The 18,045-nt window shown below is 41.9% G+C and carries 16 protein-coding genes; 11 read left to right on the top strand and 5 right to left on the bottom strand.

The features are described from left to right. Positions 1 to 89: 89 nt before the first annotated feature. Entirely contained in the window at positions 90 to 1,142 is a 1,053-nt protein-coding gene (locus V7K89_RS25615) for a hypothetical protein (RefSeq protein WP_335192168.1), read from the bottom strand. A gap of 475 nt (positions 1,143 to 1,617) precedes the next feature. On the opposite strand from V7K89_RS25615, the gene V7K89_RS25610 reads away from it, so the two are divergent. The 9 genes from V7K89_RS25610 to V7K89_RS25570 all read left to right on the top strand — a co-directional run bounded on the left by V7K89_RS25610 (position 1,618) and on the right by V7K89_RS25570 (position 12,386). Continuing rightward, positions 1,618 to 3,546: an alpha-amylase family glycosyl hydrolase gene (locus tag V7K89_RS25610; protein WP_335192166.1), complete on the top strand. Its 1,929-nt coding sequence runs from the start codon at positions 1,618 to 1,620 to the stop codon at positions 3,544 to 3,546. A 158-nt stretch (positions 3,547 to 3,704) separates the two neighbouring features. Then, positions 3,705 to 4,391, top strand: coding sequence for a hypothetical protein (locus V7K89_RS25605; RefSeq protein ID WP_335192164.1), 687 nt, complete (start codon positions 3,705 to 3,707; stop codon positions 4,389 to 4,391). 151 nt (positions 4,392 to 4,542) lie between these two features. Continuing rightward, positions 4,543 to 4,980, top strand: coding sequence for a DUF29 domain-containing protein (locus tag V7K89_RS25600; RefSeq protein WP_335192162.1), 438 nt, complete (start codon positions 4,543 to 4,545; stop codon positions 4,978 to 4,980). Between the two features lie 542 nt (positions 4,981 to 5,522). Then, positions 5,523 to 7,094 carry a CPBP family intramembrane glutamic endopeptidase gene (locus tag V7K89_RS25595; RefSeq protein ID WP_335192160.1) on the top strand — a complete coding sequence of 524 codons (1,572 nt, stop codon included), beginning with the start codon at positions 5,523 to 5,525 and terminating at the stop codon, positions 7,092 to 7,094. 320 nt (positions 7,095 to 7,414) lie between these two features. Continuing rightward, positions 7,415 to 7,597: a hypothetical protein gene (locus tag V7K89_RS25590; RefSeq protein WP_335192158.1), complete on the top strand. Its 183-nt coding sequence runs from the start codon at positions 7,415 to 7,417 to the stop codon at positions 7,595 to 7,597. Positions 7,598 to 7,886: 289 nt separating this feature from the next. Next, the gene (locus V7K89_RS25585; protein WP_322731440.1) at positions 7,887 to 8,162 is read left to right on the top strand and encodes a TM2 domain-containing protein; all 276 of its coding nucleotides are present in this window, start codon (positions 7,887 to 7,889) and stop codon (positions 8,160 to 8,162) included. A 355-nt stretch (positions 8,163 to 8,517) separates the two neighbouring features. Then, a complete protein-coding gene (locus tag V7K89_RS25580; RefSeq protein WP_335192156.1) occupies positions 8,518 to 8,706 on the top strand; it encodes a hypothetical protein in 189 nt (62 codons plus the stop codon). 325 nt (positions 8,707 to 9,031) lie between these two features. After that, positions 9,032 to 11,593, top strand: a complete 2,562-nt coding sequence (locus V7K89_RS25575) for a heavy metal translocating P-type ATPase (protein ID WP_335192154.1) — start codon at positions 9,032 to 9,034, stop codon at positions 11,591 to 11,593. 304 nt (positions 11,594 to 11,897) lie between these two features. Beyond that, complete coding sequence (locus V7K89_RS25570) at positions 11,898 to 12,386, top strand: FHA domain-containing protein (RefSeq protein WP_322731443.1); 489 nt, start codon at positions 11,898 to 11,900, stop codon at positions 12,384 to 12,386. A gap of 80 nt (positions 12,387 to 12,466) precedes the next feature. Here V7K89_RS25570 and V7K89_RS25565 read toward each other — a convergent pair whose 3' ends face one another. Then, positions 12,467 to 12,814, bottom strand: coding sequence for a hypothetical protein (locus V7K89_RS25565; protein WP_334912453.1), 348 nt, complete (start codon positions 12,812 to 12,814; stop codon positions 12,467 to 12,469). A gap of 422 nt (positions 12,815 to 13,236) precedes the next feature. Between V7K89_RS25565 and thyD the strand changes: the two genes are divergently transcribed. Continuing rightward, positions 13,237 to 14,202 (top strand): thylakoid membrane protein ThyD, encoded by a 966-nt coding sequence (thyD, locus tag V7K89_RS25560; protein ID WP_335192151.1) that lies wholly within the window; start codon positions 13,237 to 13,239, stop codon positions 14,200 to 14,202. A 119-nt stretch (positions 14,203 to 14,321) separates the two neighbouring features. On the opposite strand, the gene V7K89_RS25555 is transcribed toward thyD, so the two are convergent. From V7K89_RS25555 to V7K89_RS25545, 3 genes are all read right to left on the bottom strand, one after another. Beyond that, a complete protein-coding gene (locus tag V7K89_RS25555; RefSeq protein WP_335192232.1) occupies positions 14,322 to 14,567 on the bottom strand; it encodes a hypothetical protein in 246 nt (81 codons plus the stop codon). Between the two features lie 156 nt (positions 14,568 to 14,723). Beyond that, complete coding sequence (locus V7K89_RS25550) at positions 14,724 to 15,146, bottom strand: tetratricopeptide repeat protein (RefSeq protein WP_322674253.1); 423 nt, start codon at positions 15,144 to 15,146, stop codon at positions 14,724 to 14,726. 79 nt (positions 15,147 to 15,225) lie between these two features. Next, positions 15,226 to 15,582: an iron-sulfur cluster assembly accessory protein gene (locus tag V7K89_RS25545; RefSeq protein WP_322665540.1), complete on the bottom strand. Its 357-nt coding sequence runs from the start codon at positions 15,580 to 15,582 to the stop codon at positions 15,226 to 15,228. 320 nt (positions 15,583 to 15,902) lie between these two features. Between V7K89_RS25545 and V7K89_RS25540 the strand changes: the two genes are divergently transcribed. Next, positions 15,903 to 17,534 carry a DUF6930 domain-containing protein gene (locus tag V7K89_RS25540; protein ID WP_335192149.1) on the top strand — a complete coding sequence of 544 codons (1,632 nt, stop codon included), beginning with the start codon at positions 15,903 to 15,905 and terminating at the stop codon, positions 17,532 to 17,534. The last annotated feature ends 511 nt before the right edge of the window (positions 17,535 to 18,045 follow it).

The raw sequence follows: 18,045 nt of genomic DNA, 5'->3' as shown, positions 1-18,045 counted from the left end.
TGCGTCGGCTTGCATTGTGAATGCGTTGGTTTGCATTGTGAATGCATCGGCTTGCATTAATAAACGCTACGCTTTTACGCAAAGCTGTACTAAGTGAACTCTATAGTCTCAACAAACTCTAAAATACTCTCCTTGATATCTTCAGCTTCTTCTTCAAGGGATTCGGGAGTTTCGCCGTCAAGAAAGCTGTGCTGACTACTAACTATATATAAAAATTCACCACTGATAAAGGTGAGCAACCCCCGGTACGCATCTAATCTGATCGCAGTTCCATTATTTTCCTGCTTAGAAATTGTTGATCCTTTGGGCATATCAATTAGCACGTAGTAAGCGCCTCGTAAAGTATCTTTTAGATATTCGGTATACTCTACAGAAGCTTCTGGTACATTGGCAAAAATCGCTTGGGGTACATACTTGTCTACTAAAATTGTTTGTAAATATTCTTCTTGACCAACAGACTCCAGTTCCTCTAACTGTTCTAGGGGGAAAGGATAATAATCGATTCTCAGCAAAGTACCGATGTCATCAGAAAAGCCAACTACTCCTTCTTGACTTTGAATTCTACCGCCCTGCTGCGGCTCGACCGGAATCGGCACAGTAAAATTACCTAATGGGGATTGATATGCCTGTTCGCTAAAATCTTCGATGACCACTGTTTCATCATCATCATCGTCTGCATATTCTTCATCTTCTGCTTCTTTAAAAGCTGCAATTACCTCCTTGATGATTTCCTCTGCTTCTTCATCCTCCAGTTCTAAGGCTGCTTGTAACTTTTTGAGGTAAGCTTGCTTCGATTTCGGGATGGCAAGGTCATCGTCTAAAAGTACTATTACCCCAGTAGCAAAACCATCTAACACTAATTCATCTGAGAGAGATACTTTGGCGGTATTAAACAGGGGCCCAATTCCCTCTTCTTCTGCAATGGAGATGAGTCTATCAACAATTTCTACAATTTCATCTTCTGAGTATTCCTCGAAAACCTCAAATTCCCAGAGGATACCCGCTAAACTTTCTGCATCTACATCTTCAATCAATGAATCTGCGATCGCAGTCACAGTTGCGATCGCCGCTACTGCTTCCTCTGGACTTAGTGATTCCTCTGATGTCTTTGGTGAGTTAAAAACCTTGTCATATTTGGTCATAAATGCTACCTAAATTAATTCCTTGATAGTAATAACAGATTGAAAGTGACAATGGTCAGTTTACCAATGGAGCGAATCTTCTAGAGAAATTGGCTTATAGGTGGTTGACTTAGTATCGAACGGGTGTAACAAAAGCTTGTTGACAACTAATCTTCCAGGAGTTGAGTATTCTCAAATCTGTTCTCGAATATACACTTCTAACATGAGCTAGGCTCAATATTTACCGCAAGTCAATTTAATTAAATATTGTAAATTTTTATGACTGAGCAATTATTCTAAATAACTGCTATATCCCTTTATTTTTATCCTCCAGCAGATGAATTATATCTATCGATAGAATTATAAACTAGCTAGCGGTAGATACATACACCATAGGCAGGATGTCACAATACCGAGGTTTGTAGTAACGCACAATACTCAAAACGTTGTACTGTTGGTTCTACAAGTGTGAATTACATGAAATTTTGAGTTTTTTATGGTACAAACCCCACCATCCCAGTTTTCACCAGATCAATATAAAGTAGATCCGGCAAAGGAAAATGTAGAAGCTCTTATACAAGAACCGCAGTTAGATATTGAGATTGCTCTAGAGTTCCTTTACACCAGGGATATTGAATTTCGTCAGGAAACAATTTATTTTCTCGTAGTTGATCGCTTTTATGATGGCGATCCAGAAAACAGCGAAGGTGCAAACTCAGAACTATACGATCCAGACAGACAAGATTGGGGAAAGTATTGGGGTGGCGACTTACAAGGTGTCATCGATAAATTAGATTATCTCAAAAATATGGGAGTGACTGCCATTTGGCTAACTCCACTGTTCGAGCAGGTGGAAGAGTTATTTGTTGGCAATGCAGCAATACATGGCTATTGGACAAAAGACTTTAAACGGCTCAATCCTCGATACATTGCTGACGGAGAAAACCCTTCTTTAAACGCTACTCAAGAAGAAAAAAATACAACCTTTGATCGGTTAATTACAGAACTGCACAAACGCAATATGAAGCTAGTGCTGGATATTGTCTGCAACCATAGCACACCTGATACTAGCGGTAGTAAAGGTGAATTGTATGATGATGGCGTCAAAATTGCTGACTTCAATGATGATGCTAATCATTGGTATCACCACTATGGTGAAGTGCAAAACTGGGAAGACGATTGGCAAGTACAAAACTGTGAATTATCTGGTCTAGCAACCTTCAATGAAAACAATACTGAATATCGGCAGTATATCAAGTCAGCCATTAAGCAATGGCTAGACCGGGGTGTAGATGCACTGCGGGTGGATACTGTCAAGCACATGCCGATTTGGTTTTGGCAAGAGTTCACTGGCGAGATGACGAATCACAAACCAGATGTATTTATTTTTGGTGAATGGATTTACAGTAATCCTAATGACGAGCGCTCGGTGGAATTTGTTAACCACTCAGGCATGACACTTCTAGACTTTGGGTTGTGTGTGGCAATTCGCGCCGCACTAGGGCAAGGTTCAGAAATGGGCTTCCAAACAATTCAATATATTTTTGATCAAGATTATCGCTACAAGGGGGCAACAGAGCTAATTACCTTCATCGATAACCATGACATGTCCCGCTTCCAATCGCTGAACCCCAATCCAGCGATGTTGAAGGTGGCGATCGCCTTAATTATGACCTGTCGCGGTATTCCTTGCATTTACTACGGTACAGAACAATATCTGCATAACGATACTGATGGCGGTAACGACCCGTATAACCGCCCAATGATGGAAAATTGGGATACTGAGAGTGAGATTTATCGTTGCATCAGGCTGCTGTCTGGCTTACGGCGACTGAATCCAGCCGTATCAATGGGTAGCCATTGGCAAAAATACTTAACAGCTGATATTTACTGCTATGTACGCCGTTATCGTGACTCTGTGTGTTTTGTAGCTTTAAACCGGGGAGGAGAAGTTACTTTACCAGAAGTAGAAACAGAATTGCCCGATGGAGAACATACCTGCGTGGTGACTCGCAACAAGTATGAGGTGAAAGATGGCAAGATTTATGACCTAGTACTAGAAGAAAGGGGAGTGATTGTTTTCAGCCACGTTGGCGAACGGATAAAAGCACAAACAATTGTCCGCGTCCAACTCAATGGCGTAGAAACCCAACCAGGTGAAATTATTGTAGTCACAGGAGATTGCCCAGAGTTAGGTAACTGGGATATTGGCAAAGCCTATCCTTTAGAATACATCAACACCAATACTTGGTTTGCTGAAATTCCCTTTAATGAAAGTGCCGGAAATCTCATAGCTTACAAATATGCCATGTGGCGGGAAGGGCGATCGCCTCTGCGCGAAAATCTCGTAAATCGCCGTTGGCTAATTGCCAAAGAAGGTACTGTTAAATGGCGTGATACCTGGGCATCGGGAAGAGAATCTTAGAAATATAAAATGATGTATGAAGAGTGAAGGATTCAAATTTTAATTCTTCACTCTTCATTATTTATGAATTTTAAGTAACAAAAAATACATAACTAAGGGTATTGAACCGCACTGTGCGCCATAGTGTAGTAGTTAGATACTTTAGTAATTTTGTACTTATGAGACTCTTCTCCTACTGCCTAACTTGTGATAGCGGTGCTGCTCCTAACCCATTCAGGGAACTTTGCACTCTTGCAATTTGCAAGTCTAAAATCCGACGAGTAGCAAACATTGGAGATTGGGTTTTAGGATTTGGTTCTACACAGTCACCAATTGGAGATAGAGATATCGGCGACTGCGTTGTATATGCGATGAAGGTAACAGATAAGATGACATTGCAAGAGTACGACAAGTTTTGCCGAGTTCATTGTCCTGATAAAATTCCAAAGTGGAACAGCGAAATATTCGAGTATCGTGTCGGCGATTGCATCTACGATTACAGCCAAGGAGAACAACCAGTATTGCGACCAAGTGTTCATGACAACACGAATCGAAAAGGAGATTTAGACGGTGTGAGTGTTTTGATGTCACGGCACTTCTACTACTTCGGTGACAAACCGATTGATTTACCTGCTGAACTCGATGGACTTAAACTATCGTCATCACGAAATGGACACAAATCGACAGCAAATGACCCATACAAAGATGCATTTGTAAAATGGATCAATAATTTAGGTTACACGCCTAACCAATTACATGGTGAACCCCAAGACAAAAAGAAATTTACCTTAGAACGAGATATCAGCAGTTGCCGTCCCCCATGCAAACGACAAAATAAAAAAATTAATGAAAGGAGTAATTGCTAGATTCCTTTTGGAGGATTAAATAGGACAGCATCAATAATTAAAGGTATGTAGTCCAGCGTTTTAGCCCTACTTTGTTTGTAAAATGTTTAGTAAAGCACTGCATTGAGCAAAAATAGGCAAAATGTTGCTGAAAACAAAGGGGTAGCTGTTGATGAGTAAAACTACACTCTACAATCAGGACTTTCTGGTGTGGACGCAGCAACAAGCTGAATGCCTGAAGAAAGGACGCTGGGCTGAGTTAGATGTTGAACATTTGGTAGAGGAACTAGAGGCTTTGGGTCGAAGCGAACGAAAGGAACTTGGAAGTTATTTACAGGTGCTTTTAATCCACTTACTCAAATGCCAATATCAACCAGAACGAAAAACCAAAAGTTGGGTTAACACAATTTCAAACTGCCGAAACCAAATTCAAGATTGCTTGGAAGATACTCCCAGTTTGCAGCGCCTTCTAGAAGACTGGGAGTGGATACAGAAATATTATCGCCGCGCCCGTAGAGACGCCGCAAATGAGACTCAAAAGCCAATAGAAATTTTTCCTCTTGAGTGTCCTTTCACTATAGAACAACTTCTCGATCCTGAATTTCTCTAAATACAATTTTGCGTAAAAGCGTAGCGTTTTTAATGCAAGGGGATGCAATGGCATTGTAGGGGCACGCATTAACACTGTATCGGGATGCAATGGCATTGCAGAGGGACGCATTAACACTGTATCGGGACGCAATGGCATTGCAGAGAGACGCGTTAACATTGTATCGGGACGCAATGGCATTGTAGAGGGACGCGTTAACATTGTATTGGGATGCATTGGCATTGCAAGGTATTGTCAAATTTAATTCGCTACGAATTCATGAAATGCTGTACTAAGTTAGACTGCTGAGACTCAGTAACTAGGCATAATTAAATATAAAATATAAATCCTATTTCGTAGTGAGTGATTCATCGCTCAAAACAAAGATATCAGCTTCCTCAAGGTGGGAGAACACTACTGTAATTTAACATCGTGGGTGCATAGGCGAGCATTTACCGCAGGCATCGCAAACTTATAATGATGATATCTATCCACCTCTGACTTTTTATTGCGATAATTCCCAAGGGGGACGCGCTCTCCACTGCTCAGTTAAAGGGGGATAGATGACACTCAAGCGGTTGGTTTTATTTTTTGTGATGACGCCGATAGCAGTTCTGTTAGCAGTTTCGGCTTTATTCGGTAGTTGGCAAGAACCTCAATTTCAAAGTCGTTTGGAACTATACCAAACAAATATTGCTTTACAAGCCCAAGCTTGGCAATCAGAAGATAGCGGTGATGACAAACTCCAAGGAATTCGGGAAGCAATACTTGGTGAGCAACCCCTAGAAAGCGCTACAAAGCAGTATCAGGAGGCGCGTCAATCAGTTCAAGCTAATTTAAACAAAGTTAATAACAAACTTGCACAATTACGCTCTCAAGCTGAAATAACTCCCACGCCTCCGAAACCTCTACCGGATGCTCCTCCCACTATTGAAACGTCTAAACAGGGACAGCAACAGTTACAACAGTCTTTTAAACAATTACAAAAACTACTGGCTGAATTAGACCTGCGCTTGGGAATTTTACAAGCACAGCAAGGACAGACGGATACAGCCTTCATTACTTGGAGCGAATTACAACAACGCTCAGATATTAATCCATTTGGGGAAACCGCTGCTGTATTGACTGGACTGTGGAGCAATCCTCCCCGTATCCTCCAAAATGCTCAAGAACCACTTCAAAAGAATTTAGAAGGTTGGTTTCGCTCTACTGCTTTGGTTAAGTTATACCAACTCCAGCAACGACAAGACGCGTTATCAGCAGTAAAAGCGGCACAACAAGAATCTTCTGCTCAAGCAGTGTTGAAATTGGCGGTTATTGGCACTATTCCCACTTTGGCAGCTTTAATTGGTCTAATACTGCTGATTTTATTATTTGCTCAACGGTTGTTGAAAGGAAAAGCCTCTTTATTAGCTCAAAATGCTGATATCCCTTGGTCAACGCCTTGGGGTGGTGAAACGGTTTTGCAGGTTTTTATCATCGGCTTTTTCTTTATGGGGCAAATTTTTGTGCCCTTAGTAATATCGCTGCTACCCATCCCGCGTCCCATTGTGGATGTGCGACTTCAGGCGTTTTCTGTGTTAGTTAGTTACTTTTTGGTAGCATTAGGTGCGCTGTTAGTGCTGTATTTCTCTCTCAAGCGCTTTTTTCCACTACCGGAATTCTGGTTTCGCTTCCGTTTTCAAGATAACTGGTTTTTGTGGGGACTGGGAGGCTATTGCACGGCTTTACCTGTAGTTGTGCTGGTATCTTTGATTAATCAACAGCTGTGGCAAGGACAGGGTGGGAGTAATCCTTTGTTGCAACTAGCGCTGGAAAGCCAAGATGGTGTTGCACTTGGCATATTTTTCTCCACAGCTGCAATCGCCGCTCCATTTTTTGAAGAAATCCTATTTCGCGGTTTTTTATTACCCTCTCTAACTCGTTACTTACCCGTGTGGGGAGCAATTCTGATCAGCAGTTTGTTGTTTGCGATCGCTCACCTCAGCTTATCGGAAATTCTCCCCCTAACCGCATTGGGCATTGTGTTGGGAGTAGTCTACACGCGATCGCGCAATCTCCTCGCTCCTATGCTCCTTCATAGCCTCTGGAATAGTGGTACACTATTAAGTCTGTTTGTTTTAGGTAGTAATTAATGCAATTTTAATACTGTTGCCAAAAAATAAAATATCTGATTTATCTCCATAAATACAGAAAATATACCAATGAATAATTAGTTACAAGCACAAATACTAGCTGAAAATCCAATTAAGAAAATGGCAAAAGCAAATTAAAGAATGCTATTAACATAGACAACAAACTATCTAGTTAAGCATTTATTCTCATTCGGGTAGATATTTAGCCATTTTCGAGATGTTAATTGTCTTCTTGAACCATTTTTAGCTGTCATAAATTGGAATGCAATTCCGGTTTGCGCTCATAGAAGTGGGGATCGGTAACTAAAGGTTAGACAGATATGGAAGATGCCTTTTGCGCTTCTAAATTCCCACTAGCCATACAGTTGTCTTGTCATTGGTGCGACGGCGTTTCACTTCTGCTGAAAGCGATTTCTACGACGGGCTACGCCTACGCAAAAGAATCCGGAAACAATACTGATGGACTTGTAAAAAGTGGTGTAGCAACTTTTGCTGATTATTAAGATTCATTCTGCTCAAGATAAGCGTCTGGGCTAAAAATCTGCAAAACTGCTGGCTGCATCAGGGTTTGCGATCGTCAAATCCACCAAAACTCATCAAGGAGCGCCAGATCGGCTTATACTGCAAGACATCTTGGCCTCTCCTCTGGAATAGAAGCACCTGATTTTAATTATTCATCTTGGGACTTACTCATACTGAAAAATTAAAAATTTATTAAGCAAATACATTTACTTGCTTTCATTACAATCAAGACTTTATTTTTATACTCACTTATCAAGGAGCAGCACTTATATGGCAAATCTCAACCCCAGTCACCCTACAAAACAACTTCTAGCTGGTTACTGTGGAATTATCCTGGGAGCGTTTGGAGTTCATAAGTTTATTCTCGGATACGCTTCGGAAGGCTTTATCATGTTAGTGATTTCTGTAGTTGGGGGTTCTTTCACCTACGGCGTTGCCTTGTTAATTATGCAACTTGTAGGTCTAATTGAAGGCATGATCTACTTAAATAAATCCCCTGAAGGATTTGTAAATACCTATTTTGAAAATAAGCAAGGCTGGTTTTAGTATAAGAATAGCCTTCTTACTGGAAACAGAGGGTAATACCAATTCAAAATTCAAAATTCAAAACTAAGAAAGCTAGACAGAATAAAGGTATGTCCGTATGTATCTGTTGTATCCTTTTTTCAAATTGATATAACACAGGCTTCCAAGTTTAGGATTGCAGCAAAAGCGCAAGGATAAAGGGCAGCGAGCGACAAAAGCAACATCTTTTTTCCCTTGTGCTTCACCCTTTAGCTTTAGTAGAAGTTATACAGCACTTCTACCTCCTATATTTATTTTTATTGATATGTTCATTTTCAAACCTAAACAGCTTAATTGGGCAATGTTCTTCTTGTTAGGCTTAGGATATTTTAGTGTTATGTCTCATTTGGAAATCAACTATTTCTTAAAAAACCTGATTGTGATCGCGCCAATACAAGTGGCAGCTATTATTTATGTCACCTATCGACGTTGGAACTGTCAACCCCCTGTAGGGGAATTAAAAATTCCAAATTTAAAATTCAAAATTCAAAACTCTAGAGATAAATCTGGGAACTTGGAACATTGAATTAAAGTGTAGCGATAGTCTTGATGCTCAACGAAGTACGATAAAAAGCAGCCATAATTCAGAATTTTGAATACTTTACCGATGTTAGTGCAGCGTCCCGTAGGTATGGGATAGAGTTTTAAGGCGATAAGCTGTGAATTCGCTTTCACTTACAAGGGGCAAGATTTAAACCAATATTCATTATCCAGTCATACTGAATTCTTCTTATAAATTAATAATTTTAATATGATTGACATTGAGTCATAGTTGCATATTTCGCCTACGCTCGAATTAGAGACGTTTTTAGTCAGGCGTTGAATTTCTGTAGCGAATCTAAACACAAGCCATGCAACTTGTCCCGAAAACTAAGCCAGCCCTAGAACTTGACCCAATCCTAGAGAAGATTATTCTAGATGTTGGGGGTATGAAATGTGCTGGGTGTGTGAACGCAGTAGAGCGACAGCTGACCCAACATCCAGGAGTCAAGAGTGCCTGTGTGAACCTGGCCACAGAGGTAGCAGTTGTAGAGTCAGAAGTTGGTGCAATAGATGCAGATGCACTGGCACAGCGATTAACAGCCGTTGGATTTCCGACTCAACCCCGAAAAGCTAATGGCACAGTAGCAGGCGAAATATCGACCTTACCAGACCCAGCAGAACGACAACGCCGAGAAATGCGTTCTTCTCTATGGCAGTTGGCGATCGCTGTGGTGTTGCTGGTATTGTCGGGAAGTGGGCATTTTGGTAATCTTGGTAGCTCAGTGCTGCCAGTGCTAAATAACATCTGGTTTCACTGTGGACTGGCGACAGTAGCGCTGTTAATACCCGGTCGCCCGATTTTAGTAGATGGCTGGCTGGGCTGGCGGCGAAATGCGCCTAACATGAACACCCTAGTGGGATTGGGAACGCTGACAGCCTACATTGCTAGTTTAGTAGCGCTGCTTTTTCCCCAATTGGGTTGGGAATGCTTCTTTGACGAACCAGTAATGATGTTGGGCTTCATTCTCTTAGGAAGGACATTAGAGCAACAAGCTAGAGGTCGCGCGGCGGCTGCATTTAGGAAATTACTAGCACTCCAGCCACTCTTAGCGCGATTGATTGCCAACCCAGAGAAAGCCGAAATGGGTTCTTCTAGTGTTGAGATTCCTGCTGAACAGGTGCGTGTCGGTGAATGCTTACAAGTGCTGCCAGGTGATAAAATCCCCGTTGATGGTGAAGTAGTGGTTGGTCAAACAACGGTTGATGAATCAATGCTAACTGGGGAAGCAGTGCCAGTAATCAAGAAACCAGGAGATATGGTGACAGGAGGGACGCTAAACCAGTCAGGAGCGATTGCTATTCAGGCAACCCGGATTGGAAGTGATACAACTCTAGCTCAAATTGTTGCCCTAGTAGAAGCTGCCCAAACTCGGAAAGCACCAGTACAGAAATTAGCAGATACAGTAGCTGGTTATTTTACATACGGGGTGCTGACAGCATCTGTCTTAACATTTGTCTTTTGGTACTTTTTCGGCACTCATATTTGGACTGATATCACCATGTCTGGTGGCATGGAAATGATCGGGCACGCTCATCACTCCCCACTCCCAACTGCCCACTCCCCTTTATTAATTAGTTTAAAACTAGCGATCGCAGTTATGGTAGTCGCCTGTCCCTGTGCTTTGGGACTTGCTACACCAACAGCCATTCTTGTTGGAACTGCTATGGGCGCAGAACAAGGTTTATTAATCAAAGGTGGCGATGTTTTAGAAAGAGTACACCAGTTAGACACCGTAGTATTTGATAAAACTGGCACTCTCACCACAGGTAATCCCATCGTCACAGATTGTGTGTTAGTTGAGGGATCGGGGAATGGGGAACTCGGGGCCCCCTCTGGGGATAAGGGGCAATGGGGACTAGGGAAGAATAACAATGCTCAATCCCTAATCCAACTAGCGGCAGCCGTAGAAAGCGGTACTCATCATCCCTTAGCAAAAGCGATTCAGCAAGAAACACAGCGGCAACAGTTATCTATTCCAAAGGCTGTAGACTTTCACACGGAACCAGGGCTAGGGGTATCTGCTGTAGTAGAGGACAAAGTTGTATTGTTGGGTAACTGGGAATGGTTAAGTTGGCACGGCATTGCTATTAACGAAACTGCACAACAGGTAGCACAGGATTTGGCAACAGATGGTAAAACAGTCGTTTGCGTCGCAATTGGGGGAACTTTAGCCGGACTAATTGGTGTTTCTGATACCCTCAGATCGGATGCCCGATCCACTGTAGACAAGTTGCGTCAGATGGGCTTACGGGTGATGTTGCTCAGTGGCGATCGCCAAGAAGCAGCTAGCGCCATAGCCAAACAATTAGGATTAGATAGCGTTGATGTAATCGCAGGTGTTCCCCCAGCTAAAAAAGCAGCGGCAATACAGTCTCTCCAGTTAGAAGGGACAAGGGGACAAGGAGGACAAGGAGACAAGGGGGACAAGGGGGACAAGGAGATAAAGAAAACTCCTAACTTTTCACTCCTAACTCCTAACTCCCTACTCCCCACTCCCCACTCAGTTGTGGCAATGGTAGGAGATGGAATCAATGATGCTCCAGCTTTATCCCAAGCAGATGTCGGAATTGCTTTACACTCCGGGACAGATGCGGCGATGGAAACTGCTGAAATTATCCTAATGCGCGATCGCCTAAACGATGTCGTCGAATCTATTCAGCTTAGTCGCGCCACTTTCAACAAAATCCGCCAAAATTTATTCTGGGCTTTTGCATATAATACACTTGGCATTCCTTTAGCAGCAGGTGTTTTATTTCCTAGTCTGGGTTTTGTGCTTAACCCATCTGGTGCTGCTGCATTAATGGCTTTTAGCTCTGTTAGCGTCGTCACCAACTCAATATTATTACGGCGATTCGCTCATCGCCTGTAGAATATTGCTTTACACGCTATAACCAGCTTTAATATCCCCACCAAATTTTTAATTTGGTGGTCAAGTTTCGTAGTGGCAAGTCTAAATCCTCTACTGACTCATTCAAAATTCTGAATTCTTCTTCAATCCCATATAAAGTTAAACTGAGTCGGTATCCAAGTTTTATCAGTTCACAAAGCTTTTTAAGACACTTACTAAAGCTATCATAGCTACTGGAGTAGAACGATCATGTTCTACTCTTTCAAGGTATTATGCAATTTTAAAGCTTATTTAGATTAGCACCACAGACTTATGGTGCGCGAAAATGGCAAGATCCGATACTAAACAAATCTTAATCAATTACAGTTCCACCGATTTGTCAATGGCAGCAGAAACCAATGAAAACCATCTACTAATTATTGAAGACGATCAAGGTCGCAAAGAATTTTCCCTGGAGCACCCCGTCTATTCTATTGGTAGAGACCGCGAATGTAATATCCGTTTGATGTCGCAGTTTGTCTCCCGCCGCCATGCCACATTAGTGAGATTGCCACGAGAGCATAATAGTCATAGCTACTATTACCGGATTGTAGATGGCGATGCCAAAGGTAAGCCTAGTTCCAACGGTTTGATGATTAATGGACGCAAAATACCAGCCCACGATCTCAGAAATGAAGACGAGATCGTTTTTGGACCTCAAGTACGTGCCATTTATTACCTTTTAAGAAATACTCAGCGTTTAGGACAAACGGATTCGAGTGAGTACGACATTACACTAATAAACCCCGGTATGGCCGAAGATTTAGAGGAGTAGGAAAGTGAATTATAACTACCAATTACAGTCTGACACTTCCACGGCTTCAAACCGTGGGAGTATCAATTCAATCACCAAAGCTATCCTGCAATACTTTCAATCAAATGCCAATGGCGGCTACTTTCAATAGATTGCTTGATTAACTCAAACATTTGTCGGCAGTAATTATCTAGGTGAATTGGTAGTTCTTCATTTTTAATTACAATACTCATCCGAGTTTCCGTTTCAGTCGATTTTGATTTATCAATCAGTACTTCTACTGTTATTAATTTAGGAAAAGGAACATTTCCAGGAACTTCACGACCGATAATATATTCGGGCGTGTGATATTGAATATCCAACTGACAGTCCTGTAGAAGTTCTACAAGTAACGGCAACAGATGATCACTAGCAACAGAAATAATAAATGAACAGGTATAGCGAGCCATAATAGCCCCACGCCTTGCAACACTGCGTCCATCCTATAATACCGAAGTATCTAAACATAAAGTCATTAAAAAATCAAAGTTTTTAAGACCCGGTACTACCATATACAGTCAACCAAGAGGCAGAAGGCAGGAGGTACCCCATAAATAAATTTAGGCGTTCCGTGAGCGTCAGCTAAACAGGGTTTCAATTCAATAAGGATGCAGTATTTTTTGTGGCACTTTCCGCTCGAAATACATATTTTATTCTTTCTTGTCTAATACACGCTCTACGAACATAAATAATATAAATTTACTTGATCTAGAAGAAAGTGGCAGAGGGTAAAAAATATGTTTTCTTGCTGCTGCCTCCTGCCCTCTGCCTTCTTTGGTAAGCTGAAAGTTTGATCAAAAACTTTACAATAAAGGTTTGGCTGAGGTAGAAAATGAAAGTCGCAATTACTGGAGCAACAGGATTTGTTGGTAGTCGTTTAATACAACGATTACACGGTGAAGGTCATAAAATAGTAGTATTAACTCGGAATACCACCTTTGCTCAAAAGGTTTTTCCATCTGAGTCTTTTCCCAATGTAGAAATTGTTGTCTATACACCAAATGCATCTGGTTCTTGGCAAAGTATCATCGCTAGTTGTGATGGCGTAGTTAATTTGGCAGGAGAACCTATTGGTGAAGGACGCTGGACACCAGAACGGAAACAACAAATCTTCAATAGCCGGAAGTTAGGTACACAAAAAATAGTTGAAGCAATAGCCAATGCTAACTCCAAAACGGCAGTCGCTACAACGGAGGGAACCTCCGCAACGCGCTGCCTCCCATCTGTGTTAATTAACGCTTCAGCGATTGGCTACTACGGCACCAGTGAAACGGCAACCTTTGATGAAACAAGTCTATCTGGTAACGATTTTCTCGCTCAAGTCTGCCAAGCCTGGGAAGCTGAAGCGAGAAAAGTAAAAGATGCTGGTGTACGACTAGTAATTCTGCGTTTTGGGATTGTTCTAGGCAATGGTGGTGCTTTAGGTAAAATGATTCCGCCTTTCAAACTCTTTGCTGGTGGTCCTATTGGCAGTGGTCGGCAGTGGTTCTCATGGATTCATGTAGACGATTTAGTTAACCTGATTTTGCAAGCTTTAACTAAACCGGAAATAGAAGGTGTATATAATGCCACTGCCCCTAACCCAGTCCGAATGGCAGATTTAAGCCAAACTTTGGGACAAGTGATGAATCGGCCTTCTTGGCTGCCTGTTCCTGCTTTTGCGATCGAAGCTCTTTTAGGAGACGGAGCTATAGTAGTTTTAGAAGGTCAGCAAGTTATTCCAAAACGCACCGTGCAAACAGGCTTTGAGTACAAATATCCTAATTTGCAATCGGCGTTAACACAAATTCTTACATAGATTAAAAGGGCTGGGTACTGGGGATTGGGCACAACAGGCAGAGACGTGCACAAGAGAGGAATTTTACCCCTTAACCTGCTTCTTTCCCAGTCCCCAGTCCCTAATACCCAGTACCCAGTCTATTGACTAGAAATAAATTTTTTGGAAACCCAACTGATAATACCGCTGAGAATGGCACCACCCATGAGAATGCCAATTGCTGGGTTAAACAAGGGTTGCCACAGTTGATGCCACAAATTCAAACCCAGGTTTACTCCAGCGGCATCACCGAGCACAGCGATCGCTAACCAGCCAAAGCCAAACAAAACTAAAAAAACATCGGCGACTAAAATCATGTTTAGCCAATTTAACAATTTATCTTTCATGATTGGATTGGGTACTGGGGATTGGATACTAGGCATTGGGCATTGGGCATTGGGCATTGGGCATTGGCAAGAGACAACTTAGAGAGTTACTTCAATAAATTCTTCCTTCTCTTCGTTGTCCCTAACCTCCAGTTCCCAGTTCCCAATTCCCATCCTCTACTTTTCAAACAGCCAATTTTTGACTTTTGTTAAACTTTGCCAATCTGGTTTTCTACTTAAACCGTCCTCAATACTATTTTTTATTTCATCACTCCATTCTTCGTTGACAAAAATTAACTGCTGTGCAATATCAATATGTTCGCGCAAACCTTTTTGCTTTGTTTCCAGCATTGCTAAGGCGAGATTGATTCTAGCTTGGGGATCTTGTGGATTTAACTTGACTGCCTTCTGTCCAGCTTTGTAAGCCAAATTGGGTTTGTTATCGAGTAGATACAGCCACGCTAAACAAACCCAAGCTGCACTAGTTTTAGGAGCGCGATCGCACACTTCTTTAAATACAGGGATTAAAGATTCTGCTGATTCTCCTGCTTTATAGCGTTCTAAACCTGTATCAAACAGGGATTCAACTGTTTGAGTCATAGTAAATTAATCATGAGTCATTGGTCAATTGTCATTTGTCTTTCGTCTAATAACCAGGGACAAATGACAACTGACAATATTACACCCCAAATGACTTGCCACAACCACAAGTTTGATTAGCATTGGGGTTAGTAAATTGGAAACCACCGCCAATCATAGCATCACTGTAATCGAGCATTAAACCGTAGAGATATAACAGACTCTTGCGATCGCTGACAATTTTGAAGCCATCGTAGTCAAAAACTTCATCATGAGGGGTGATCTTGCTAGTGTCTTCAAAGTCCATCATGTAAGACATCCCAGAACACCCACCCTGACGCACTCCTACCCGTAAGCACAAGTCTGTGCCTTGCTTGTCCCGGAGGGATTTTACCTGGTGCAATGCGGCTTCGCTCAACAGAATTCCGCGTTGTTGAGCTTCAATTGCTTGTGTCATCTGCTTTTCAACTCCTTAATTAATATAAGCGTTACCCTATATCGGCTTGTTAATGCTTTTGGGTTGCTCGTTGGGTGTTTTTGTATTCATTCTAGCGGCTTAGATGTTGCTAGATGCCAAATTGTAAACACTCCGTCAAAAGTACCCAAAGATTTTTATTCTAGAATTGAGAGACTCAATGTGTTTATACATTCGGTATTCTTAAAATTCAAGCCTTGCGGCAGCAACAGAAGCAACCACCCTTCAGGTGCAGCCATAAAAATTTAATCCGAGGCTAACTAGCCCCAAAGTTTACTTCCAAATTGCTTCTTTTGATCTCTATGACAAGTTTTAATCGCTCTACCAGTCGTCGGTTGAAGAAATTAACTCAAATTCCTTCTGTATGGGAGGGCGATCGCCGTCCGTTGTCATCACCAAACCAGCAGTCAGATTCAGAGGCAAAGGGAGAATGCATTCTTTGGGTAGATTACTCCCAAGGTATTGTTCGAGGAATGGACGTAGTAGCTTCAGATATCGGTCCAGAAGCAATAGTTCGCACTTTAATGCAAGCAATGGAGCATCCTCAAAGTCCAGCAAGACCTGCTAGACCTCAAAGAATTGTAGTCAAAGACCGCGAGATCCAATTTTACCTGCGGGGAGTGCTACAAGATTTGGATATCGCCATTGACTACGCACCAGAACTGCCTTTAATTGACGAACTATTTCGTGGCTTTGCCGATATCCTCGATAGTCAAACCCCCGACTTACCCCCACAGTATGCGCAAATCTTGCGAGAGAAAGCATTTGCAATTTGGCAAGCAGCACCTTGGGAATTTTTAGAAGAACAGCAAATTTTGTCAATCGAGATTAATAAGTGGGATGTTGGCACACTCTACGCCTCAGTCATGGGAATGCTGGGAATGGAGTATGGGATTTTGTTTTATCGCTCAGAAGAGTCTTTAAAACAGTTTCGTGCCGCAGTTCTAACAGATGAAGAATCAACAGAGCATCTAGAAGAAGCGTTCCTCAAGCAAGATTGCTTGTTTCTCACTTTTGAGAGCGTTGACGAAACTGATGAAGATGACGATGAAGAAGATGATTTAGCGGATCTACCATTATCAGAAATTGACCCTACTTTTGGTAATATCCACCCCTTAGAAGGACTCCGGTCTGTTTTGTATGACGAAGAAGCATTGGTAATCTTGGTTGCGATCGAAAGCCTGAGTCGCTTTATTCGCGATCACCGTCGCCAACTTCATGAGGACATCTTCCCTACCCTCAGCCGTCGCTATCGCATTTCTCTACCGCAGTCAGAAGAATCAACTAAATCTGTAGCTGTAACAGTCTCTACCATACCGCAGTTAGCAGCAGAATTAGAGGAAATGACAGGCTTTGGTATTGACGATCGCGAGATTAACAATCTTGATTTCCAATCATTGCGAGATGACTTGATACCAGAAGATTCCTTCCTCAGCTTAGGTGTAGTGTCCTGGGAAATGTTAGATTCTCTACGAAAGGGGGTCAGCTACCACCAGGCTAGTGAAATCAAACAAGTGGGTGATGGTTTGCCGGTGATTTTAATTCAAACCTCCCGACCCAAAGCGAAGACCGTAATTGAAAGAATTGAAGCAGCAGGTGGACTAAAAGCAATTTGCTTTAATCCAGGTACCGATCCTTTTGATGGCGAGCGCTACGACCTGGGTTTATTGCAAACTCAAAATGGCGAATTGTTCCTATTTGGTGAATTTTTAGATGAAGATCCGATTCATGTCGAAGCCCGAAAAAAATGGAATCAGCGGTGTAAAAATACTAAGGGCTACTGTGGCTTAATCATTGCCAAAGGACTAACGGGAGCCTCCCGTGGCAATCCTCAGTTACGAGATATGATGGCTTTGTTTGAAGGGCGATCGCTTTCACCAAAAAATTTAGGTATTGGCACTCTCCAACTTATGCCCCAACTTAAATTTGATTAATTGCATGAATTACTGCAATCCTGAATCTAAAATTATCGGTATGAGAAATTAAGTTGATGTGTATTTGATTGGCATATTGACTGAACCTGCATTTAAGAGAGGAAAAGGGCAAGGCTTTGTCTGTATGTTAACGTTTACCTCTCCCATCCCTCCTATGTAGTCTTTTAACCGGAGGCAGAGCGTTTCTGGTTCCACTCAATCTTCGTCATCCGCGTACCTATCAGGGCGTGGCACTTTGTAATGAATATTTATGTATATGTCAATACTAATAGGCGTACCAATCTTGAAAGCTAACTTTATCTAAATTTCATGAAGTACCTGTGTTTTTATAGTTTTCTAGTCTTTTTAGGTGAATACTTATCAGTATAAATAACTACAAAACTCTCAAATATTGTTTACAAAGACGACTTGAATCAAACTTAGAGGATGTTTTAAAAGTCCAAGAAAGTAAAAACTCATGCGAGTCGTCGAAGCATAATACGTATCATCGCAATATAAATAAAAGTCTCGG

Origin of the sequence: Nostoc sp., from assembly GCF_036917515.1 — a bacterium.
Taxonomy (GTDB): Bacteria; Cyanobacteriota; Cyanobacteriia; order Cyanobacteriales; family Nostocaceae; genus Nostoc.
The sequence above is the reverse complement of the archived record's forward strand: the minus strand, read 5'-3'. Positions and strand labels throughout refer to the sequence as shown.